Raw genomic sequence first — 21,294 nt, 5'->3', positions numbered from 1 at the left:
TTTTTTTAATAGCTGCTAGCGCTTGCTGAATAAGCGCTGGAGGCCTATTTGGCTTATCACTTATGTCCACAGTCCTAGTGATTGGAGCGTCGCGCGGCATCGGTCTGGAGCTGGTGCGCCAGTACGCGGCCGACGGCTGGCGCGTGCTGGCTACGGTGCGTGACGAAGCCGGCCGCGCGCGCGTGCAGGCGCTGGGCGCGCAGGCCCTCACCGTGGACGTGGCCCAGCCCGCCAGCGTAAGCGGACTGGCCTGGATGCTGGACGGCGAAAAGCCCGACCTGGCGTTGTATGTCGCAGGCGTGATGCGCCGCCCCGGTGCGCGCACCCCGCCCACGCGCGAGGACTTCGACGCCGTCATGCACACCAACGTGCTGGGCGCCATGCAGGTCATTCCGCAGGTGGCGCCGCTGGTGGAGGCCGCGGGCGGCGTGTTTGCCTTCGTGTCCTCGTCCATGTCGCTGATCGGCGGCGTGCCGGACAGCAACGCTTGGCTGTACCGCACCAGCAAGGCAGCGCTGAACATGGCCGTGGCAGCGGCGCAGCACGATTACCCGGCCGCGACGCTCGTCACCATCGACCCCGGCTGGGTGCAGACCGATATGGGCGGCGAGGCCGCTCCGCTCACCGTGGCCGACAGCGTGCGGGGCATGCGCGCGGTGCTGGCGCAGGTCACACCCGCGGACCGCGCACGCCTGCTGCACCACGACGGCCGGCGCGCCACGCACTGGTAAGCCCGCGCAACGCGCCACTTCAAGAACCACTGAACCCTACGGAGACACGATGCTGCTGACCCAAGACCAGGAAATGATCCGCGACGCCGTGCGCGACTTCGCCCAGCAGGAGCTGTGGCCGAATGCCGCGCGCTGGGACAAGGAACACCACTTTCCACGCGAGGCGCACCAGGGCCTGGCCGCACTGGGCGCTTACGGCATCTGCGTGCCCGAGGATCTGGGCGGTGCGGGCCTGGACTACCTGACGCTGGCCCTGGTGCTGGAGGAAATCGCCGCGGGCGACGGTGGCACGAGCACCGCGATCAGCGTGACCAACTGCCCGGTCAACGCCATCCTCATGCGCTACGGCAACGCGCAGCAGCAGCGCGACTGGCTCACGCCCCTGGCGCGCGGCGAGATGCTGGGCGCGTTCTGCCTGACCGAGCCGCATGTGGGCTCCGACGCTTCGGCCCTGCGCACGACGGCCGTCAAAGAAGGCAACGAGTACGTCATCAACGGCGTCAAACAGTTCATCACCAGCGGCAAAAATGGACATGTGGCCATCGTGATTGCCGTGACCGACAAGGGCGCGGGCAAGAAAGGCATGAGCGCGTTCCTGGTGCCCACGAATACGCCCGGCTACGTGGTCGCGCGCCTGGAGGACAAGCTGGGCCAGCACAGCAGCGACACGGCGCAGATCAACTTCGACCACTGCCGCATCCCGGCCGAGAACCTCATTGGCGCGGAGGGCGAGGGCTACAAGATCGCGCTGGGCGCGCTCGAAGGTGGCCGCATCGGTATCGCCGCGCAAAGCGTGGGCATGGCACGCAGCGCGTTTGATGCGGCGCTGGCGTACTCGAAAGAGCGCGAAAGCTTCGGCCAGCCCATCTTCAACCACCAGGCCGTGGGATTTCGCCTGGCCGACTGCGCCACGCAGATCGAGGCCGCGCGCCAGCTCATCTGGCACGCCGCCGCGCTGCGCGATGCGGGGCGCCCCTGCCTGAAGGAAGCTGCCATGGCCAAGCTCTTCGCCAGCGAGATGGCCGAGCGCGTGTGCAGTGCCGCCATCCAGACACTGGGCGGCTATGGTGTGGTGAACGACTTCCCGGTGGAGCGCATCTACCGCGACGTGCGCGTGTGCCAGATCTACGAAGGCACGAGCGACGTGCAGAAGATCATCATCCAGCGTGCGCTGGCGTGATGGTGCTATTGATTGAATAGCTGCTCGCGCCCGCCAGACGGGCGCGACAGGCCATTTTGATGTAAAAGCGTCAGCGCTTCTTGAGCACCACGGTGATGGTGCCGTTGGTCTCCAGCGTGGCGCGCTCCACCTCGTGGGTGTGCAGGCAGCCGCCCATGCGCAGCGCGGCAGCCAGGTCGCTGGGAGAGATCAGCTCGCGCCGCAACAGCGCCTCGTCCACCTGTCCGTCCTGCACGACCACCTGCGCGTGGCCGTCGATCAGGCGTTCCAGCCACCGCATGCGGAACGTGAGCTGCGCCAGCGCCACATGGCACAGGATCAATGTGGAGGCCGAGATCAGCCCGCCGATGAGCGAGTTGTCGCCCGCGTTCATCGAGTTCTGCACCGCGTTCGAGAGGATCAGGAGCAGCACCAGATCGAACGGTGCGTACTGCCCCGTCTGGCGCTTGCCCGTCAGGCGCAGAAACACCAGCAAAAAGACATACACCACCACGCCGCGCAGCACGAATTCCCACCACGGAACACCCATAGACCACATGCAAGGCTCCCCATCTGCAACGTGAGGGGGGCAGTCTACGTTCAATAATCGCCGCATGACCTTGCCGATCTGCCCCTGCGGCGCCACCCACCGGCGCCGGCCGCTGGCCTATGCCGACTGCTGCGGCCGCTACGTGGAGCATTTCGACGCCGAGCCCGCGCCCAGCGCCGAGGCGCTCATGCGCTCGCGCTACAGCGCCTTCGTGCGCGAGAACGCCGCCTATTTGCTGGCCACTTGGCACGCCAGCACCCGCCCGGCGCAACTCGACTTCGAACCCGGTGCCAAGTGGCTGGGCCTGGAGGTGCGCGCCGGGGCGCAGACCGGCGAGCACAGCGCCGAGGTCGAGTTCGTCGCTCGCTACCGCGTGGGCGGACGTGGCGTTCGCCTGCATGAGCGCAGCCGCTTCGTGCGCGAGCAGGGGCGCTGGTATTACGTGGACGGCGACCTGAAGTGACACCAGGCTGCGGTCCTGGTGTTATCGCGCCAAAGGCCTTTGCTGGTGAGCGCGAGAAGCTATTAAATTTGTAGTAATTCAGCTGTCATTCCCACCACATGCCGGCGATGTTGTGCGCAAAGATGGGGTAGTTCATCCACGTGCCGCGCAGCCCCTTGCGCACCACGGTGCCGATCTGCGGTGCAAAGATCCAGGCGTTGACGGCATCCTGCGCCAAGTGCCGCTGCATCTGGGAGAACAGCATCTGGCGCTCGCGCGCGTTGGTGGCGCTGGCGTGGCGCTCCGCCAGGGCGCGAAAGGCCGGGCTGTCGTAGCCGAAGTAGTAGCCCGGGTCGGTGTAGATGCGGTAGTCCAGCGGCTCCACATGATTGATGAGGGTCATGTCGAACTGGCCCTTGAACGGCCCCTGCAGCCACTGCTGCCAGCTCAGCTGCTGGATGTTGGCCTCGATGCCCACCTGGGCCAGGTCGCGGGCGATCAATGGCCCGCCCACGTGTGCGTACGGTGCGGGCGGCAGGGCCAGTTCCAGCCGCAGCGGCGTCTGCACCCCGGCCTGTTTCAGCAGGGCGCGTGCGCGGGCGGGGTCGTAGGGGTGTAGGCTGGCCAGGTGCACGTAACCCGCGTCCGTGGGACTGAAGTGGCTGCCGATCACCACGCCGCGCCCATCCAGCGCGGTGCGGATAAAGCCCTCGCGGTCGATGGCGTGGGTGATGGCGCGGCGCACGCGCACGTCGTCCAGGGGTTTGCTGCGGTGGTTCAACGCCAGCATCCCCTTGCCGCCGGAGGCCCCGATCAACACCTGGTAATGGCTGTTGTCCTGAAAGCGCCGCACCGTCTGCGTGGCGAAGTTGAACAGCACGTCGATCTCGCCCGCGCGCAGGGCGTTGTCCTGCGCCTCCAGGTCGTGCAGAAAGCGGTACACGGCACGCTCCATGCGTACCTGGGCTGCATGGCGGTGGGACTCGGCCTTGACCAGCGTGATGCGTTGGCCGCGCTCCCAGCGCTGTACGCGGTAGGGGCCCGTGCCCACCGGGGCGCTGGCCGCCTGTGCGGCCGTGTCCGGGTGCAGGATCACGGCCGGCCCCTCGCCCAGGCGGAAGAGCAGGTGCGGATCGGGGTGGTGCAGCGTGAGCGTGACGGTGTGCGCATCGGGCGTGACCACCGTGGCGATGTTGTCGAAGAGCGCCTTGCGGGACTTGTTGGTGGAGCCGGGCGCGACGGCACGCTCGAAGCTGAAACGCACGGCCGCCGCGTTGAGCGCGCTGCCGTCGTGAAAGCGCACCCCCTGGCGCAGCCGGAAGGTGCAGGCGAGGCCGTTCGGGTCGGTGTTCCAGGACTCGGCCAGCAGTGGCTGTACCGCGCCGTTTTCCGTGATCTGCGTCAGCCCCTCCAGCACGTTGTAGTGCGTCACCTCGCCCACGGCGGCGGCAGCGGCCATGGTGGGGTCCAGGCTGTCGGGCTCCAGGGAGAGGTTGATCACCACGGAGCGTTCCGCGGCACGCGGTGAGACCTGTGCGGCGGCCGGCGCGGCGCACAGCGCGAGGGCCTGGGCCAGGCAGGCACGGCGGGTGAGGGAAGCGGGAGGCTGCGCAGGCATGGGCTACACCATCAGGGATGGGGCCTGTGGCCCCGGTGCTCAAATGCTACAGACTGTGACATAGTAGGGGCACATTGGCTATTCCTATCGTCCCCTGCGGGTTCAACCCGCGCCGTTTTCACCCATGACTTCGCCTGTGGCCTCGCTCCGCCTACCGGCGCCTGCCCGCGCGTGGTGGGCGCTCGGGTTGCTTGTCGCCCTGCTGTTTGCGGCGATTGGCTGGGGGGTGCATGCCATCTACCAGGCGCGTGAGCAACGCTACCGCCATCAGATCGAAGGCGGCCTGCAGGCCGTGAACCACATGCAGGTGCGGGGGGTGACGGACTGGCGGCGCCGGCGCTTGCAGGAGGCGGCGGCACTCACCGACGACCGCCTTCTGGCACAGGCCGTGGCCCGCTGGCGCGCAACGGCGGCGCCTGACGCCGAACAGGCGGTGCGTGAGCGGTTGCGCATCCTGGTCGAGCATGTGCGCTATACCGCTGCCTATTTCGTCGATCCGCAGGGCCGGCTGATCCTGGATGCCGGCGGGCCGGCCACGGGCACGCTGCAGCCACCCGAGATGCGCGCGCTGGAGGGCGCGCTGGCGCGGGCCGAGCCCGGCGTTGTCGAGCTGCGCCGCGACCCGGCCTTCGCCTTTCCGTTCTTCGGATTGCTGGCGCCGCTGTACGACGGAACCGCGTCGCTGGGGGCCATCTGGCTGGTGATGGATGCGCGCACCACGCTCTACCCATTGCTGGAGACCTGGCCCACCAGCAGCCGCACCGCCGAATCGGTGCTGGTGGAGCGGCAGGACGACACGGCCTTGTTCCTCAGCCCCCTGCGCCATCGCAGCGATGAACCACTGGCGCTGCGCCTTCCGGCGGAGCCGGGCAGCCGTGATCCCATGGTGCTGGCCGTCGCGGGCGTGCGGGGCGCCTTCTACGGCAGCGACTATCGCAACCAGCCGGTGCTGGCGGTGGCCAGCGCGGTGCCGGACTCGCCCTGGCTGCTGGTGTCCAAGGTGGACGTGGCCGACGCCTTCACCGCTGCCCAGCGGCGCGAATGGCTGGCCCTGAGCCTGTTCGTCAGCCTGGGGCTGCTGTCGCTGGGCTGCGTCGTGGTGCTGTGGCAGGGGCGGGCCTGGCGGCGCGAACGGGCGTTGAAGGCGGAGCTGGAGCGCAACCTGCGCTGGCTGGACAACGCGCAGAAAGCCGCCTCGGTGGGCTACTTCGTCTATGAGGGGCAGAGCGAGGCATTCATCATGTCGCGCATGGCCAGCGCTATCTTCGGCCTGCCATCCGACGGGCGCATGACGCTGCGCCAGTGGGTGGGGATGCTGCACCCCGACGAGCGCGCGCAGACCCTGGAGATCCACGGCCGTGCCATGAGCGAGCGCATTCCGCTGCGCACCCAGTACCGCATCCAACGCAACGGCGACGGCCAGGTGCGCTGGATCGAGGTGTGGGGCGAGTACGGCGACTCCGCCGGCGACGGCGAGCCGCTGCTCATGACCGGCACCGTGCAGGACATCACCGACCGCAAGCACACCGAGGACGAACTCGCGCGTTACCGCAACGCGCTGGAGTCGCAGGTGCGCATGGACCCGCTCACCCAGGTGGCCAACCGCCTGGCGCTGGACGAGGCCGTGGCGCGCGCCTGGAGCCAGGCGCTGCGCGAGGGTTCGTCGCTGGCGCTGCTGATGATCGACGTGGACCATTTCAAGGCCTACAACGACTATTACGGCCACGTGGCGGGCGACCGCTGCCTGCAGCGCGTAGCGTCGGCGCTGGCGTCGGCCTTGGGGCGGCCGGGTGACCTGCTGGCGCGCTATGGAGGCGAGGAATTCGCCGTGCTGCTGCCGGGCGCGGACGCCGATGCTGCCCTGGCCGTGGCGCACCGCCTGCAGGAGGTGCTACGCGCCCTGTCGCTGGAGCACCGCGCCAACCCGGGCGGATTCACCGTCACCGCAAGCATGGGCCTGGCCCACCTGCGTCCGGCCGACGTCGTGTCCGCAGGCACCGAAACGCGCGCCGGCGTGGACGCGGCCCAGCCCCTGTTCCAGCAGGCAGACGCCGCGCTGTACCGCGCCAAACAGCTGGGCCGCGACCGCGTGGTGAGCTACGACGCGCAGTGCGCGGCTACCCTGTACGAGGCCGGGCAGCCCGCGCCTGCGATCATGCTGACCTATGACATTTGAAGCGATATTGTTCGATTGCGACGGCGTGCTGGTGGACAGCGAGCCCATTACCAACGGCGTGCTGTGCGAGATGCTCAATGAAGCCGGCTGGCTGCTGGCGCCCGAGGAGTGCATGCGCCTGTTCATCGGCAAGACCGTGCGCAGCGAGGCTGCGCGCATCGAGGCGGAGACCGGCCGCCCGCTCACCGACGCGTGGATGGCCGAGTTCTACGCGCGCCGCAACGCACGCCTGCAGGCCGAGCTGGTGGCCATCCCCAACGCGCCCCAAGCCGTGCGCGCCGTGCACGGGCTGCTGCAGGGGCGCATCGCCTGTGCCTCCGGCGCCGACCGGCAGAAGGTGGAGATGCAACTGGCGCAGGTGGGCCTGGCGCCGCTGTTCGCGGGACGCGTTTTCAGCGGCCACGAGATGCCCGCCACCAAGCCTGCACCCGACGTGTACCTGGCAGCGGCGGCAGCCGTGGGCGTGCCGCCCCTGCGCTGCCTGGTGGTGGAAGACACGGTGACGGGCGTCACGGCCGGCGTGGCCGCGGGCGCCACGGTGCTGGGCTACAGCCCGTCGCCCGTGGGCCATGGCTCTGCCGAGGCGCTGCGCGCCGCGGGCGCCGTGCAGGTCATGGCCGATATGGCAGAACTGCCCGCGCTGCTGCAGGCCATGCGCGTTGCGGTTTAAGCCAAATTGAGCTCTAGCGCTTGCTGGGTAAGCGCTAGCAGCTACTAATAAATGAGCGTCTATACCGCGACGGAGCGTGCGCCGCGACGGAACTCCGCGGGCGACTGGCCCGTCCAGCCGCGAAACGCGCGGATGAAGCTCTTCTCGCTGGCAAAGCCCGTGGCCTGCGCCACCTGCTTGATGGGGCGGTCGCTGCGGTGCAGCAGCTCGATCGCGCGGCTGCGGCGCACCTCGTCTTTCAGCGACTGCAGCGACGCGCCTTCCTCCTTGAGTTGGCGGTGCAGCGTGCGCGCCGAGACGTGCAGCTGCTCGGCCAGCGTGTGTGCGCTGTGGGTCGCGTCGGGCAGGGCGGCCAGCACCTGGCGCACGCGCTGCACCAGCAGCCGGTCGCGGCGGTACTGGCGCACGGTGAGGGGCAGCGCGTGCTGCAGCATTTGGCGCATGGCCGCCTCGTCGCGCGTGATCGGCAGCGCGAGGTAGCGCGCATCGAAATGCACCGCCGCGCGCGGTGCCTGAAAGCGCGTCGGGCCGCTGAAGAGCACGCCATAGGCCTGCGCATGGGGCGGTGGCGCGAAGGGGAACTCGGCCGCCAGCACCGGCAGGCGCGAGTCGATGAACCAGCTGGCCAGCCCGAGCGCGTTGCGCAGCGTGGAAACCAGGCAGAACTCGCGCAGCGTGCCCAGGTCGCGCTGCTCGGCGATGGTGAGCGTGGCCTGCTCGCCCTCGGCGTGCAGGTGCAGCGTGATGTCGTCCGTCAGCAGGGCGTGGTGGCGGCACCAGCGCGCCAGCGCCAGGCCCAGTGTGGGTGCACTCAGCGAGGCGCGCGCCAGCAGGCCGTAGCTGCCCCAGGGCAGGCGGCGGGAGAACCAGCCCAGGGCTTCGTCGTCCAGCTCGCGCATCGCACCGGCGGACAGCACCTCCATCTGCTGCGCCGTGATGCGGCCCGCAGAGTTGCCAACCTGCTCTGGCGGGATTTGTGCCAGCGCCAGCACCTGCGCCGCGTCCATTCCGCGCGCTGCGTAGGCCTGCACGATGGCTTGCACAAATGCCATGGGCGTGGCGGCCGTGGGTGCAGCGAGGAGTGCGGTGGGTGCGGGCGGTGGCGGCGCGGGGTCAGGGCGGTCGGGCATGCATGGAGTCTGCAACTCTGTGGCGCAATTTGCAACCTTTCTGACCCATCCCGGTCACCGCGCGTGCGGGGGTGCGGCGTATGCTGTGCAGCCTGTTGCCGGGCCCCGCGCGGGCGCTGGCCCACCCCGACCAGGAGACAAGCCCATGGAACCCGCATCCACCCCATCGGCCGCGTTGAGCCATGCGCGTGGCAGTGCCGCCACCCCCCTCATCGAGCAGACGCTGGGCGACTTCTTCGCCGGCATGGCGCAGCGCCAGCCCACGCGCGAGGCACTGGTCAGCCGCCACCAGGGCCTGCGCTACACCTACGCCGAGCTGCACCAGGCGGCCCGCCAACTGGCCAGCGCGCTGCTGGGCCTGGGGCTCGCCAAGGGCGACCGCATCGGCATCTGGTCGCACAACAACGCCGAATGGGTGCTGATGCAACTGGCCACGGCGCAGGTGGGCCTGATCCTGGTGAACATCAACCCGGCCTACCGCACGGCCGAGGTGGAGTACGCGCTGAACAAGGTCGGCTGCAAGGCACTGGTGGCCATGCCGCAGTTCAAGACCAGCGACTATCTGGGCATGCTGCGCGAGCTGGCACCCGAATTGGCCGCGTCCCAGCCCGGCGCACTGCAGGCCGCGCGCCTGCCCACGCTGCGCACGGTCGTGTGGATCGACGCGGCCGGCTCAGGCGTGGCGGGCCAAGGCGACGAACAGCCGGGCATGCTGCGGTTTTCCACGCTGATGGCGCGGGGCGACGCGCAGGACGCGCGCATCGACGCCATTGCCGCTCAGCTGCACAACACCGACCCCATCAACATCCAGTTCACCAGCGGCACCACCGGGTTCCCGAAGGGCGCCACGCTCACGCACCGCAACATCCTGAACAACGGTTTCTTCATCGGCGAGTGCATGCGCCTCACGCCCGAGGACCGGCTGTGCATTCCCGTGCCGCTGTACCACTGCTTCGGCATGGTGCTGGGCAACCTGGCCTGCCTCACGCATGGCAGCACCATCGTGTACCCCAACGACGGCTTCGACGCCCTGACCGTGCTGGAGACTGTGCAGGCCGAGCGCTGCACCGGCCTGCACGGCGTGCCCACCATGTTCATCGCCGAGCTGGACCACCCGCGCTTTGCCGAGTTCGACCTGCGCACCCTGCGTACCGGCATCATGGCTGGCAGCCCGTGCCCGATCGAGGTGATGAAGCGCGTGGTGGGCGACATGCACCTGTCGGAGATCACCATCGCCTATGGCATGACCGAGACCAGCCCCGTGAGCTGCCAGAGCGACGCCGAAACGCCGCTGGCCAAGCGCGTGTCCACCGTGGGCCGCGTGCAGCCGCACCTGGAGGTGAAGATCATCGACCCCGAGACCGGCGCCGTGGTGCCGCGCGGCGAGCGCGGCGAGCTGTGCACCCAGGGCTACTCCGTCATGCACGGCTACTGGGGCGACGAGGCCAAAACCCGCGAGGCGATCGACGAAGGCGGCTGGATGCACACGGGCGACCTGGCCACCATGGACGACGAGGGCTACGTGAACATCGTCGGCCGCATCAAGGACATGGTGATCCGCGGCGGCGAGAACGTGTACCCACGCGAGATCGAGGAATTCCTCTACCGCCACCCCATGGTGCAGGACGTGCAGGTGGTGGGCGTGCCCGACCAGCGCTTCGGCGAGGAACTGTGCGCCTGGATCATCGCCAAGCCCGGCACGCGCCCCAGCGAGGACGACATCCGTGCCTTCTGCAAAGGCCAGATCGCGCACTACAAGGTGCCGCGCTACATCCGCTTCGTTACCAGCTTCCCGATGACGGTGACGGGCAAGATCCAGAAGTTCAAGATCCGCGACGTCATGAAAGACGAGCTGGGCCTTGCCGAAGACAAAACCGCTTGAAACGAGCCACCGCCATGATTCTTGAATCCCAACTCAACCCGCGCTCGGCCGACTTCCAGGCCAATGCCGCCGCCATGCGCGCCGTGGTGGAGGACCTGCGCGCCCAGATCGAGCGCGTGTCCCAGGGCGGCGGCGAGGCCGCCCGCGCCAAGCACGTGGCGCGCGGCAAGCTGCTGCCGCGCGAGCGCGTGGAGATGCTGCTGGACCCCGGCACGCCGTTCTTGGAGATCGCCCCCCTGGCGGCCCTCAACATGTACGGCAACGACGCGCCCGGCGCGGGCCTGATCGCGGGCATCGGCAGCGTGGCCGGCATCGCCTGCATGATTGTGTGCAACGACGCCACGGTGAAGGGCGGCACCTACTACCCCATGACGGTGAAGAAGCACCTGCGCGCGCAAGAGATCGCGCAGCAGAACTGCCTGCCGTGCATCTACCTGGTGGACTCGGGCGGCGCCAACCTGCCCAACCAGGACGAGGTCTTCCCCGACCGCGACCACTTCGGCCGCATCTTCTACAACCAGGCCAACATGAGCGCGCAGGGCCTGGCGCAGATCGCCGTGGTCATGGGTTCGTGCACGGCCGGCGGCGCCTATGTGCCGGCCATGAGCGACGAGACCATCATCGTCAAGAACCAGGGCACCATCTTCCTGGGCGGCCCGCCGCTGGTAAAGGCCGCCACGGGCGAGGTCGTCAGCAGCGAAGACCTGGGCGGCGGCGACGTGCACACGCGCCTGTCCGGCGTGGCCGACCACCTGGCACAGAATGACCTGCATGCGCTCTCGCTGGCGCGCGGGGCTGTTAAAAATTTGAATAGAAATCAGCCTGTAGCGCCCGCAGATCAAGCGCCAGTAGCTCCTAAATATGCAGCAGACGAGCTGTATGGCGTGATTCCCGTGGACACGCGCAAGCCCTTCGATGTGCGCGAGATCATCGCCCGCATCGTGGACGGCAGTGCGTTCGACGAGTTCAAGGCGCGCTACGGCAACACCCTGGTGTGCGGCTTCGCGCGCATCGAGGGCATGGCCGTGGGCATCGTGGCCAACAACGGCATCCTGTTCAGCGAGAGCGCGCAGAAGGGCGCGCACTTCATCGAGCTGTGCTGCCAGCGCAAGATTCCGCTCGTCTTCCTGCAGAACATCACCGGCTTCATGGTCGGGCGCAAGTACGAGAACGAGGGCATCGCCCGCCACGGCGCCAAGATGGTCACGGCCGTGGCGACGGCCAACGTGCCCAAGTTCACGGTGATCATCGGCGGCAGCTTCGGCGCGGGCAACTACGGCATGTGCGGCCGCGCGTACTCGCCGCGCTTTCTGTGGATGTGGCCCAACGCGCGCATCAGCGTGATGGGCGGCGAGCAGGCCGCCAGCGTGCTGGCCACCGTCAAGCGCGACGGCATCGAGGGCAAGGGCGGCAGCTGGAGCATGGAGGAAGAAGAGGCCTTCAAGACGCCCATCCGCCGCCAGTACGAGGAACAGGGCCACCCCTACTACGCCACCGCCCGCCTGTGGGACGACGGCATCATCGACCCCGCCGACACGCGCCGCGTGCTGGCGCTGGCGCTGGCGGCTTCGCGCCACGCGCCGATCGAAGACATGAAGTTCGGCGTGTTCCGCATGTAAGGCGCGGTCCATGGATGCCGTCACCCATTTCAGCCTGCTCGCGCGCTACAACGTGTGGGCCACGGCGCGCCTGCTGGCAGCCGTGCAGGTGCTGCCCGAGGCGGACTACCGGCGCGACATGGGCCTGTTCTTTCGCAGCATCCATGGCACGCTCAACCATCTGCTGGTGGGCGAGCACCTGCTGTGGTTCGCGCGCTTTGCCGAAGGCGCGTCGCCCCGCATGGCGCTGGATGCCGAGGTGGAGAGCGATCGCGCGCGCCTGGCCGAGCGGCTGCGGGAAGGCGCCGCGCGCTGGGAGCCGCTGATCGCCGGCTTTGCGCCAGCGCGCTGGCTGGGTGCGCTGTCCTACACCACCATGCGCGGCACGCCCGCCGTGCTGCCGTTTGCCGCCACGCTGGCGCATGTGTTCAACCACGGCACGCACCACCGCGGACAGATCACGGCGGCACTCACCGCGCTGGGCCAGCCGTGCCCGTCGCTCGACCTTGTCTACTTCCTGCAGAACCCGGATACGCCATGAGCCAGAACCTTTCCATCACCCAGTTGGGCGCGGTGGCGCGCATCACGCTGACGCAGCCCGAAATCCGCAATGCTTTCAGCGACGAAGTGATCGCAGAGATCACCGAGGCCTTCACGGAAGTCGGGGGCCGCGCCGATGTGCGCGCCGTGGTGCTGGCCGCTGAGGGGCCGGCCTTCTGCGCGGGTGCCAATCTGAACTGGATGCGCCGCATGGCCGACTACACGCGGCAAGAGAACCTTGCCGACGCCGCCAAGCTGGCCGAGATGCTGCGCGTGATCTACGAATGCCCCAAGCCCACCGTGGCGCGCGTGCAGGGTGATGTGTACGCCGGCGGCATGGGGCTGGTCGCGGCCTGCGACATGGCGGTGGCGGTCGATACCGCGGGCTTTTGCCTGTCCGAGGTGAAGATCGGCCTGATCCCCGCCACCATCAGCCCCTACGTGATCCGCGCCATGGGCGCGCGCGCCGCGCACCGCTACTTCCTCACCGCGGAACGCTTCAGCGCGGCCGAGGCCCTGCGCATCGGTTTCGTGCACCAAGTGGTCGGCGCAGAGCAACTCGACGCCCAGGTGGATGAGCTGCTCAAGGCACTGACGGCCGCGAGCCCTAACGCCGTGCGCGCCTGCAAGACGCTGGTGCGCGACGTGGCCGGGCGCGAGATCGACGCCGCACTCATCGCCGCCACGGTGGAGGGCATTGCCGACATCCGCGCGAGCAGCGAGGGCCGCGAGGGCGTGCAGTCGTTCCTGCAAAAGCGCAAGCCCTCCTGGCTGGGCTGATCCGCCATGGACGCGCTCTGGCTCCAGATCGTGCAGTGGCTCCACAGCGTGGGGCTGCATGTCGATGCGGGTACCGCCCAGGCGGTGGCCGAAGGGGCTGCGCGCGCCACGCAGCAGCTGGACATGCCCGCGCTGCTGGCGCTGGCCGCCGCATTGGGCTGGGCCAGCGGCTTTCGGCTGTACGCCGTGGTGTTCCTGGTGGGCATGATGGGCTTGGCCGGCTGGCTGCCTCTGCCGCCGGGGCTGGCGCTGCTGCAGCACCCGCTGGTGCTGATGGCCAGCGGCTTCATGCTGCTGGTGGAGTTCTTCGCCGACAAGGTGCCCTGGTTCGACAGCGCCTGGGATGCCATCCACGCCTTCATCCGCGTGCCCGCCGGCGCGCTGCTGGCCGCCGGCGTGTTCGGTGCCGACAACGCCACCATGGCGCTGGCCGCGGGGCTGCTGGGCGGTTCGCTCTCGGCCACGGCGCTGGCCACCAAGATGACCACGCGGGCGGCGGCCAACACCTCGCCCGAGCCGTTTTCCAACTGGGGCCTGTCGTTCTTTGAGGACGGCCTGGTCGTCGGCGTGGTCTGGCTGGCCACGCAGTACCCGCTGGCCTTCGGCATTGCGCTGGCGGTGATGCTGGCGCTGTCGGCGCTGCTTCTGGTGGTGCTGTTCAAGTTCCTGCGCGCCGTGCTGCGGCGCATTTCCTCTTTCTTTTCCGATTCCGCCAAGGTGGCCTGAATGTTCCAAAAAATCCTGATTGCCAATCGTGGGGAGATCGCCTGCCGCGTGGCCGCAACCGCCCGCCGCATGGGCGTGAAGACCGTGGCCGTGTACTCCGACGCCGATGCCCAGGCCAAGCACGTGGCCGCCTGCGACGAGGCCGTGCATATCGGCGGCAGCGCCCCCAAGGACAGCTACCTGCGCTGGGAGCGCATCATCGAGGCCGCCCAGGCCACAGGTGCGCAGGCCATCCACCCGGGCTACGGCTTCCTGAGCGAGAACGAAGACTTCGCCCAGGCCTGTGCCGCTGCGGGGCTGGTGTTCATCGGCCCGCCGCCTTCGGCCATCAAGGACATGGGCCTGAAGGCCGAGTCCAAGCAGCTGATGGAGAAGGCGGGCGTGCCGCTGGTGCCTGGCTACCACGGCAAGGACCAGGACCCGCAACTGCTGCAGCGCGAGGCCGACCGTATCGGCTACCCCGTGCTCATCAAGGCCAGCGCCGGTGGCGGCGGCAAGGGCATGCGCCTGGTGGAAAAGAGCGAGGACTTTGCAGCGGCGCTGGCCAGCTGCCAGCGCGAGGCCATCAACAGCTTTGGCGATGATGCCGTGCTGGTGGAGAAGTACGTGCTGCGCCCGCGCCACATCGAGATCCAGGTGTTCGGCGACACGCAGGGCAACTGCGTCTATCTGTTCGAGCGCGATTGCTCCGTGCAGCGCCGCCATCAGAAGGTGCTGGAAGAAGCCCCCGCCCCCGGCATGACCGAGGCCCTGCGTCGCCAGATGGGCGAGGCTGCCGTGGCAGCCGCCAAGGCCGTGGGCTACGTGGGCGCGGGCACAGTGGAGTTCATCGTGGAACAGCCCGGCGGCTACGACGCGCCCGAGCAGATGAAGTTCTACTTCATGGAGATGAACACCCGCCTGCAGGTGGAGCACCCCGTGACCGAGGCCATCACCGGCGAAGACCTGGTGGAGTGGCAGCTGTGCGTGGCCAGCGGGCAGCCTTTGCCCAAGCGCCAGGACGAGTTGAAGATCATCGGCCACGCCATCGAGGCGCGCATCTGCGCCGAGAACCCTGACAACAACTTCCTGCCAGCCACTGGCCAGCTGCACGTGTACCGCAAGCCGGCATGCACCAGCTTCGAACGGGGCAGCGTGCGCGTGGATGACGGCGTGCGCGAGGGCGACGCCATCAGCCCCTTCTACGACAGCATGATCGCCAAGCTCATCGTGCACGGCGACACGCGCGCGCAGGCCCTGGCGCGGCTGGACGATGCGCTGGCGCAGACCCACATCGTGGGCCTGGCGACCAACGTGCAGTTCCTGCGCCATGTGGTGAAGAGCGATTCGTTCGCCCAGGCGCGGCTGGACACCGCGTTGATCCCGCGCGAAGAGGCCGTGTTGTTCGGCCAGGAGCGCGTAGGCCTGCCTTTGGCCGCGGCAGCCGCCGTGGCCAGCCAGTTGCAGCGTGAGCAGGCGCAGGAAGGCGCCAATCCGTTCAGCCGCCGCGACGGCTGGCGTTCGCTCGTAGCGTGCCGCCGGCGTTTCGAGTTCGACTTCAATGGCACACATGCCAAGGCCTGGCTGACCTATGAACGCGACGGCGGCTACCAACTGACCGTGGGAGAAGGCGAGGGAGCCGCGCAGGGTCCGCTGGCTTTCACGCCCTTGGCGGGCGGCCTGGACCTGCAATACGCCGGCCAGCGTACCTGCGCAACGGTCTATGCCCAGGGCGAGACCGACCACATCTTCACCCCCCGTGGCGCCACGCGCATCGAGGCATTGGACCTGCTGGCCCATGCGGGCGAAGCCGCCAGCGAGGGCGGGCGTCTCACCGCGCCCATGCCGGGCAAGGTGGTGTCGTTTGCCGTGCAGGCCGGCGACAAGGTGACCAAGGGCCAGCCCCTGGCGGTGATGGAGGCCATGAAGATGGAGCACACCATCGCCGCCCCCGCCGATGGCGTGGTGCAGGAGCTGCTCTACGCGCCAGGCGACCAGGTGGCGGAAGGCGCAGAACTGCTGCGGCTTTCCGCCGAGTGACGGCGGGGGCTTGCCCAGCCGCGGTACGCTCGTTGGCCATGAAGATTACCTTTTGCTGTACCGATACCAAGGCCGAACCCTGGCTGCAGGGGCTGGCCGCCGCCCTGCCGGGAGCCGACATTACCGTCTGGCAGCCCGGAGCCCCGCAGGCCGACTACGCCGTGGTCTGGGCACCGCCCCAGCAGTTCATCGACGAACAGCCCGCTTTGCGGGCGCTGTTCAACATCGGTGCGGGGGTGGATGCGCTGCTCAAGCTGCGCCTGCCGCCGTCCGTGCGCGTCGTGCGTCTGGATGACGCCGGCATGGCCGTGCAGATGGCCGAATACGTGTGCCACGCGCTGATCCGGCATTTCCGCGAGTTTGACCAGTACGAGGCCGCCATGCAGGCGGGCCAGTGGAGCTACCGCAAGCCGCGCCTGCGCCAGGACTTTCCTGTGGGCGTGATGGGCCTGGGCGTACTGGGCGAGCGCGTGGCGCGCGCGGTGGCGCAGTTCGACTTTCCCGTGCTCGGCTGGAGCCGCAGTCCGAAGCAGATGGCGGGCGTGCGCTGTTTCAGTGGGCAGGAGGGCTTCAACGAGTTCCTGGCCGCTACCCGCGTGCTGGTCAATCTGCTCCCGCTCACGCCCGAGACGCAGGGCATCATGAACCGCGACACGCTGGCCCGCCTCCTGCCCGGCGCCTACGTGATCAATGTGGCGCGTGGTGCGCACCTGGTCGAGGAGGACCTGCTCGCGCTGATCGACGCCGGCCATGTGGCGGGCGCCACGCTGGACGTGTTCCGCACCGAGCCGTTGCCTGCCGGGCATCCCTTCTGGGGACATCCCAAGATCACCCTCACACCCCACACTTCGGCGCGCACGCTGCGCGACGAGAGCATTGCCCAGATCGCCGGCAAGATCGCGGCGCTGGCGCGCGGCGAGGCCGTGGCCGGCGTGGTGGATGCCGGACGCGGCTACTGACGAATCCCTCACCCAAGGACACCCACCGATGAACCCGAACATCCCCTCCCGCGTCAAGCTTGTGGACGTGGGCCCGCGCGACGGGCTGCAAAATGAGAAGCACCCGGTGCCGGCGGCCGTCAAGATCGAATTGGTACACCGCCTGCAGCAGGCGGGCCTCAAGGAAATCGAGGTCACCAGCTACGTTTCTCCGAAGTGGGTGCCGCAGATGGCCGACAACCACGAGGTCATGCAAGGCATTACACGCATGCCCGGCGTGCGTTATTCGGTACTGACGCCCAACCTGAAAGGCTGGGAGGCAGCCGTGCTCGACAAGCCCGACGAGATCGTGGTCTTCGGCGCTGCCAGCGAGGCCTTCAGCCAGAAGAACATTAACTGCAGCATTGCCGAGAGCATCGAGCGCTTCGCCCCCGTGGTCGAAGCCGCGCGCGCCGCTGGCGTGTATGTGCGTGGCGCCATGAGCTGCACCGTGGGCTGCCCCTACGAGGGCGAGATTGCGCCCGAGCGCGTGGAATACCTGGCCGGGCTCATGAAGGGCATCGGCGTGCAGCACATCGGCGTGGCCGATACCATTGGCGTGGGTACGCCGCGCAAGGTGCAACGCGCCATCGAGGCAACGCTCAAGCACTACGACCTGAACGACGTGTCCGGCCACTTCCACGACACCTACGGCCAGGCGCTGGCCAACACGCTGGCGGCGCTGGAGCTGGGCGTGTGGCAGTTCGACACGTCCGTGGCCGGCCTGGGCGGCTGTCCCTATGCGAAGGGCGCCACGGGTAACGTGGCCACCGAGGACGTGGTCTACATGCTGCACGGCATGGGCATCGAGACCGGCATCGATCTGGACCAGCTGATCGACGCCGGCGCCTACATCAGCGACTTCCTGGGCCGCAAGCCGCAGTCGCGCGTGGCCGTGGCGGTGCTCACCAAGCGCAAGGGCTGAGCGGCCAGCCGGCGTCAGGCCAACGGCAGAGCCGGCGCTGCCGGGTGCTGCGCCGCGTCCTTGTGCGCCTGCTTGGCCTGATACATGCGCTGGTCGGCGCAGCGCATCAGCTCCGTCAGCGTGGGGCCGTCCTGCGGGCTGTGCGCAACGCCCGTGCTGCCGCCCACGCACAGTTCCTGGTGCTGGAAGTACACCGGCTGGCAGATAGCCAGCTCCAGATGCTTGACCAGCGCCGTCAGGGCGTCGCCCGCGGGCGCGTGGGCCAGCATGACCACGAACTCGTCGCCGCCCAGCCGGGCCACGATGTCGCCGGACCGCGTGTGCGTCTGCAGCCGTGTGGCAACGGCGCGCAGCACCTCGTCGCCGGCGTCATGGCCATAGGTGTCGTTGATGGGTTTGAAGCGGTCCAGGTCGAGCAGCAGCAGGGCGTGCGTGCCCCCTTCCGACAGCAGTTGCGTTGCGCCCTGGGTCAGCCCCATGCGGTTGGTCAGGCCCGTGAGAGGGTCGGTGGTCGCGGCCTTGGCCAGATGGTCCGCGCGCAGCCGCAGGGCGATCTGGGAGGCGTTCAGGCTGTCGATGCGGGTGCTCAACGCAACGGCGAACACCACCATCTCGGCCGCCACGCCGATCTGCAGGCCGTTGGCGAGCATGAAGGGCGCGTCGATCACCTTCCAGTTGCTCAGCACCACGCCGGCCACCGTGACGAACAGCAGCGCCTGCGCGCCCAGGTACCAGCGCGCGGGCGTGAAGCCCCGGCGCAGCACCAGAATGGCCGCGAGCGACGCGGCCGCGATGCCGGCGCTGGCCAGCAGTTCGTTCTGCGTCTGGGCGATGGCAAATTGCCCGAGCCCGCCGAGCACGGCGGTGAGCGCCGCCAGCAGGCCGATTGCCACCAGCACTCCGTCCATCAAGGGCGTCTGCCGGGTGTCCAGGAAACTGCGCGTGAACAGCGCGCCGAAGAACAGCCACAGGCTGGGCAATACGAAATAGCTGCGCTCCTGCCACCACGGCGCGTCGCCCCACAGGTAATGGGCCGTGTGGCCGTTGAAGGTGGCCAGCGTCAACAGCGCGAAGATGCACTGGCCGACGTGGAAGGTGTACGTGGTGTCCCGAAAGACGCCCACGAGCGTGAGGTTGTAGACCAGCAGTGCGATCAGGATGCCGTAGCAGATGCCGTCGAACAGCCGCTTGTGCTGGCGCCATTGCAGGTATTCGGCCGTGTCCCAGACGGACAGGTCGAAGGACGGCGCCGTCTCGCTGTACAGCCGGGCGTAGACCGTGTAGGTGCCCGGGCCCGGGGGCTGCAGGCGCATGAGGTAGCGCTCGCTGCCCAGGGGCCGCGTGGCGAAGGGCTGCGCCAGGCCCGTATGCACTGGCGGCGCAAGCGCCGTACCCGACGCATCGAACGGGCCGTAGAACCGCACGTCCTGCAAAGACGTGGTCTGGGTGGCCAGCACCCAGTCGCCGCTGGCCGCGCGCTGCTCCAGGACCACTTTGAACCAGTGGTAGGCCGGTGTGGCCCCGCGCAGCGGCATGCGGGGGGCGGGCCGAAGCGCGCATCGGTAGCCGCTGCGCGCACATCGTCGATGGTGAGGGTGCCCAGGTCGTCCACGAGCCACAAAAGCTGGCCGGTGCTTCCCAGCGATAGGCCCTTGCGGTGATCGTCCAGCACCGCAGGGGCGCCACCGGCCCAGGCCAGTTTGCCGACGAGAAGCCACAAGAGCAGGCAGGCGCGAAGCAGGTTCATGGACAATGGATGGCAGCTATCACACTGTAACCCCGCCTGGGGCTTGTGGCTGCGCCGAGGCACTCCGCATCCGTGCGTGCGCTTCGCCGTCCCAGGCCCCGCATTGCCCTGTTATGCACGCATTACCTGAAAGCACCCAGCGGGTGGCTGCCGAGTTGCAGCGCCTGCGCCACCCCCACGCGCCGCGCATGCTTGACGACGCCGCGCGCACCGCGCAGCAGGCGGCTGACGGGCTGGGCGTGGCGCTGGGGCAGATCGCCAAGAGCATCATCTTCCGGCGCAAGAGCGATGACGCAGCCGTGCTGGTCGTTACCTCCGGCGACCGGCGCGTGGACGAGAAGAAGGTCGACGCCCTCGTGGGCAAGACGGGCCGCGCCGACGCGGAGTTCGTCAAGGCCAAGACCGGCTTCGCCATCGGCGGCGTCTCGCCCGTGGCCCATTCCACCGCGCCTGTCACCCTCATCGACCGCGAGCTGTTCCGCTTCGATGTGATCTGGGCTGCCGCCGGCCATCCCCACGGCGTGTTCCAGTTGAGCCCGCACGATCTGCAGCGGCTCACCGGTGCCCCGGTGGCCGACGTGGTTCAGGAGATCAGCGCATGAGCGACGCCGCAGTGAATGCTTCTGAATTGATAGCTGCTCGCGCTGGTGAAATAAGCGCTAGAGGCCAATTTGGCTTAAATTCCCAGGAGCCGGTTCCGTCGCCCTGTGTGTCGGTCTGCCGCATGACGGCCGACCGCAGCCATTGCGAGGGGTGCTTCCGTACGATCGACGAGATCCGCGCCTGGTCGCAAGCCGATGGCGCCGCGCGCCGCGCGATCTGGACTGCCGTATTGCAACGCGCGGGGGTGGACCTTCCCGAAGAGCTGGAGCCACTGGCATGAAGCACATCACGTTCTACCTGGATTTCGTCTCGCCGTACGCGTGGCTGGCCTTCGAGCGGCTGCCGCAGGTACTGGAGGGGCTGAGCTACCACCTGCACTACAAGCCGGTGTTGTTGGGCGCGCTGCTGCAGCAGCATGCCAACCCCGGGCCGGCCGGCGTGCCGCCCAAGCGCGACTGGACGTACCGGCACGCCACCTGGCTGGGCCATGCGCTGGGCTGCGGTCTGGACATGCCGGCGCGCCACCCCTTCAATCCGCTGCCGTTGCTGCGCCAGGCGCTGGCGTGCAGCGACGATGGCACGGTCAACCGCTATGTCGCCGGCACCGTGCTGCGGCATGTCTGGCTGGGTGGGCAGGATGCGCTGGACCCCGCGCGCCTGGACGTGCTGGCGCAGGCCCTGGCAGAGCAGTTGCGGCCCGACGCCGAAGGCGCGGGCGCCCTGCCCAAGGCCCTGCTGCGCGCCAACACGGACGAGGCGTCGGCCCGTGGCGTGTTTGGCGTGCCGGCCTTTGAGGTGGAGGGGCGCCTGTTCTGGGGGCTCGACAGCCTGCCTATGTTGCGCGCCTACCTGGACGGCGACGCGTGGTTTGACGGGCCGGCATGGGATGCGGCCCCCGCGGTGCCATCGGGCCTGCCTTCCGTGCGCTGAAGCGCATTCCTCGGCGGCGGTCGACGGGGCCGCGGCAGGCGTTCCAAGGCGCCGCAGACAGCGTTCTGCGGCGCCTTTTTGCATGGGGCCG

20 protein-coding genes are annotated in these 21,294 nt (G+C 68.6%); 16 read left to right on the top strand and 4 right to left on the bottom strand.

Annotation, left to right across the window (positions count from 1 at the left end; translation table 11 throughout):
- Positions 1-62: 62 nt before the first annotated feature.
- The gene (locus DTPSY_RS15275) at positions 63-731 is read left to right on the top strand and encodes an SDR family oxidoreductase (protein ID WP_015914327.1); all 669 of its coding nucleotides are present in this window, start codon (positions 63-65) and stop codon (positions 729-731) included.
- A gap of 49 nt (positions 732-780) precedes the next feature.
- Positions 781-1,911 (top strand): acyl-CoA dehydrogenase family protein, encoded by a 1,131-nt coding sequence (locus tag DTPSY_RS15270; protein WP_015914326.1) that lies wholly within the window; start codon positions 781-783, stop codon positions 1,909-1,911.
- 70 nt (positions 1,912-1,981) lie between these two features.
- On the opposite strand, the gene DTPSY_RS15265 is transcribed toward DTPSY_RS15270, so the two are convergent.
- Positions 1,982-2,449 (bottom strand): DUF421 domain-containing protein, encoded by a 468-nt coding sequence (locus tag DTPSY_RS15265; RefSeq protein WP_015914325.1) that lies wholly within the window; start codon positions 2,447-2,449, stop codon positions 1,982-1,984.
- 55 nt (positions 2,450-2,504) lie between these two features.
- Here DTPSY_RS15265 and DTPSY_RS15260 point away from each other — a divergent pair, with 55 nt between their 5' ends.
- On the top strand, positions 2,505-2,903 hold the full coding sequence (locus DTPSY_RS15260; protein WP_015914324.1) for a YchJ family protein: 399 nt from the start codon (positions 2,505-2,507) through the stop codon (positions 2,901-2,903).
- Positions 2,904-2,988: 85 nt separating this feature from the next.
- Here DTPSY_RS15260 and DTPSY_RS15255 read toward each other — a convergent pair whose 3' ends face one another.
- Positions 2,989-4,500, bottom strand: a complete 1,512-nt coding sequence (locus DTPSY_RS15255) for an ABC transporter substrate-binding protein (protein ID WP_015914323.1) — start codon at positions 4,498-4,500, stop codon at positions 2,989-2,991.
- A gap of 124 nt (positions 4,501-4,624) precedes the next feature.
- Here DTPSY_RS15255 and DTPSY_RS15250 point away from each other — a divergent pair, with 124 nt between their 5' ends.
- Complete coding sequence (locus DTPSY_RS15250) at positions 4,625-6,676, top strand: diguanylate cyclase domain-containing protein (protein ID WP_015914322.1); 2,052 nt, start codon at positions 4,625-4,627, stop codon at positions 6,674-6,676.
- Positions 6,666-7,346: an HAD family hydrolase gene (locus DTPSY_RS15245; RefSeq protein ID WP_015914321.1), complete on the top strand. Its 681-nt coding sequence runs from the start codon at positions 6,666-6,668 to the stop codon at positions 7,344-7,346. The genes DTPSY_RS15250 and DTPSY_RS15245 overlap by 11 nt, the downstream gene beginning before the upstream one ends.
- 59 nt (positions 7,347-7,405) lie before the next feature.
- Here the strand turns inward: DTPSY_RS15245 and DTPSY_RS15240 are convergent, their stop codons facing one another.
- Positions 7,406-8,476, bottom strand: coding sequence for an AraC family transcriptional regulator (locus tag DTPSY_RS15240; protein ID WP_015914320.1), 1,071 nt, complete (start codon positions 8,474-8,476; stop codon positions 7,406-7,408).
- 145 nt (positions 8,477-8,621) lie between these two features.
- On the opposite strand from DTPSY_RS15240, the gene DTPSY_RS15235 reads away from it, so the two are divergent.
- Genes DTPSY_RS15235 through DTPSY_RS15200 form a run of 8 tightly spaced genes read left to right on the top strand, consistent with a single transcriptional unit; the run spans position 8,622 to position 17,923 of the window.
- Positions 8,622-10,358 carry an AMP-binding protein gene (locus tag DTPSY_RS15235; protein ID WP_015914319.1) on the top strand — a complete coding sequence of 579 codons (1,737 nt, stop codon included), beginning with the start codon at positions 8,622-8,624 and terminating at the stop codon, positions 10,356-10,358.
- Between the two features lie 14 nt (positions 10,359-10,372).
- The gene (locus DTPSY_RS15230) at positions 10,373-11,977 is read left to right on the top strand and encodes a carboxyl transferase domain-containing protein (RefSeq protein WP_015914318.1); all 1,605 of its coding nucleotides are present in this window, start codon (positions 10,373-10,375) and stop codon (positions 11,975-11,977) included.
- Positions 11,978-11,987: 10 nt separating this feature from the next.
- Positions 11,988-12,497 (top strand): DinB family protein, encoded by a 510-nt coding sequence (locus DTPSY_RS15225; RefSeq protein ID WP_015914317.1) that lies wholly within the window; start codon positions 11,988-11,990, stop codon positions 12,495-12,497.
- Positions 12,494-13,276, top strand: a complete 783-nt coding sequence (locus DTPSY_RS15220) for an enoyl-CoA hydratase/isomerase family protein (protein WP_015914316.1) — start codon at positions 12,494-12,496, stop codon at positions 13,274-13,276. Before DTPSY_RS15225 ends, DTPSY_RS15220 begins: the two co-directional genes overlap by 4 nt.
- A 6-nt stretch (positions 13,277-13,282) precedes the next feature.
- The gene (locus DTPSY_RS15215; RefSeq protein WP_015914315.1) at positions 13,283-14,002 is read left to right on the top strand and encodes a DUF4126 domain-containing protein; all 720 of its coding nucleotides are present in this window, start codon (positions 13,283-13,285) and stop codon (positions 14,000-14,002) included.
- A complete protein-coding gene (locus DTPSY_RS15210) occupies positions 14,003-16,021 on the top strand; it encodes an acetyl/propionyl/methylcrotonyl-CoA carboxylase subunit alpha (RefSeq protein WP_015914314.1) in 2,019 nt (672 codons plus the stop codon).
- A 38-nt stretch (positions 16,022-16,059) separates the two neighbouring features.
- On the top strand, positions 16,060-16,980 hold the full coding sequence (locus DTPSY_RS15205) for a 2-hydroxyacid dehydrogenase (RefSeq protein WP_015914313.1): 921 nt from the start codon (positions 16,060-16,062) through the stop codon (positions 16,978-16,980).
- Positions 16,981-17,008: 28 nt separating this feature from the next.
- A complete protein-coding gene (locus DTPSY_RS15200; RefSeq protein ID WP_015914312.1) occupies positions 17,009-17,923 on the top strand; it encodes a hydroxymethylglutaryl-CoA lyase in 915 nt (304 codons plus the stop codon).
- A gap of 14 nt (positions 17,924-17,937) precedes the next feature.
- Here DTPSY_RS15200 and DTPSY_RS15195 read toward each other — a convergent pair whose 3' ends face one another.
- A complete protein-coding gene (locus DTPSY_RS15195; RefSeq protein ID WP_015914311.1) occupies positions 17,938-19,458 on the bottom strand; it encodes a diguanylate cyclase in 1,521 nt (506 codons plus the stop codon).
- 325 nt (positions 19,459-19,783) lie between these two features.
- Between DTPSY_RS15195 and DTPSY_RS15190 the strand changes: the two genes are divergently transcribed.
- Genes DTPSY_RS15190 through DTPSY_RS15180 form a run of 3 tightly spaced genes read left to right on the top strand, consistent with a single transcriptional unit; the run spans position 19,784 to position 21,203 of the window.
- Positions 19,784-20,272 carry a YbaK/EbsC family protein gene (locus DTPSY_RS15190; protein WP_015914310.1) on the top strand — a complete coding sequence of 163 codons (489 nt, stop codon included), beginning with the start codon at positions 19,784-19,786 and terminating at the stop codon, positions 20,270-20,272.
- Positions 20,269-20,553: a DUF1289 domain-containing protein gene (locus tag DTPSY_RS15185; RefSeq protein WP_015914309.1), complete on the top strand. Its 285-nt coding sequence runs from the start codon at positions 20,269-20,271 to the stop codon at positions 20,551-20,553. The genes DTPSY_RS15190 and DTPSY_RS15185 overlap by 4 nt, the downstream gene beginning before the upstream one ends.
- Positions 20,550-21,203: a 2-hydroxychromene-2-carboxylate isomerase gene (locus tag DTPSY_RS15180; RefSeq protein ID WP_015914308.1), complete on the top strand. Its 654-nt coding sequence runs from the start codon at positions 20,550-20,552 to the stop codon at positions 21,201-21,203. The genes DTPSY_RS15185 and DTPSY_RS15180 overlap by 4 nt, the downstream gene beginning before the upstream one ends.
- Positions 21,204-21,294: the final 91 nt, after the last annotated feature.

Source organism: [Acidovorax] ebreus TPSY (assembly GCF_000022305.1).
Taxonomy (GTDB): domain Bacteria; phylum Pseudomonadota; class Gammaproteobacteria; order Burkholderiales; family Burkholderiaceae_C; genus Diaphorobacter; species Diaphorobacter nitroreducens.
Note: the sequence above shows the minus strand (reverse complement) of the source record. Positions and strands in the feature narration are given on the sequence as shown.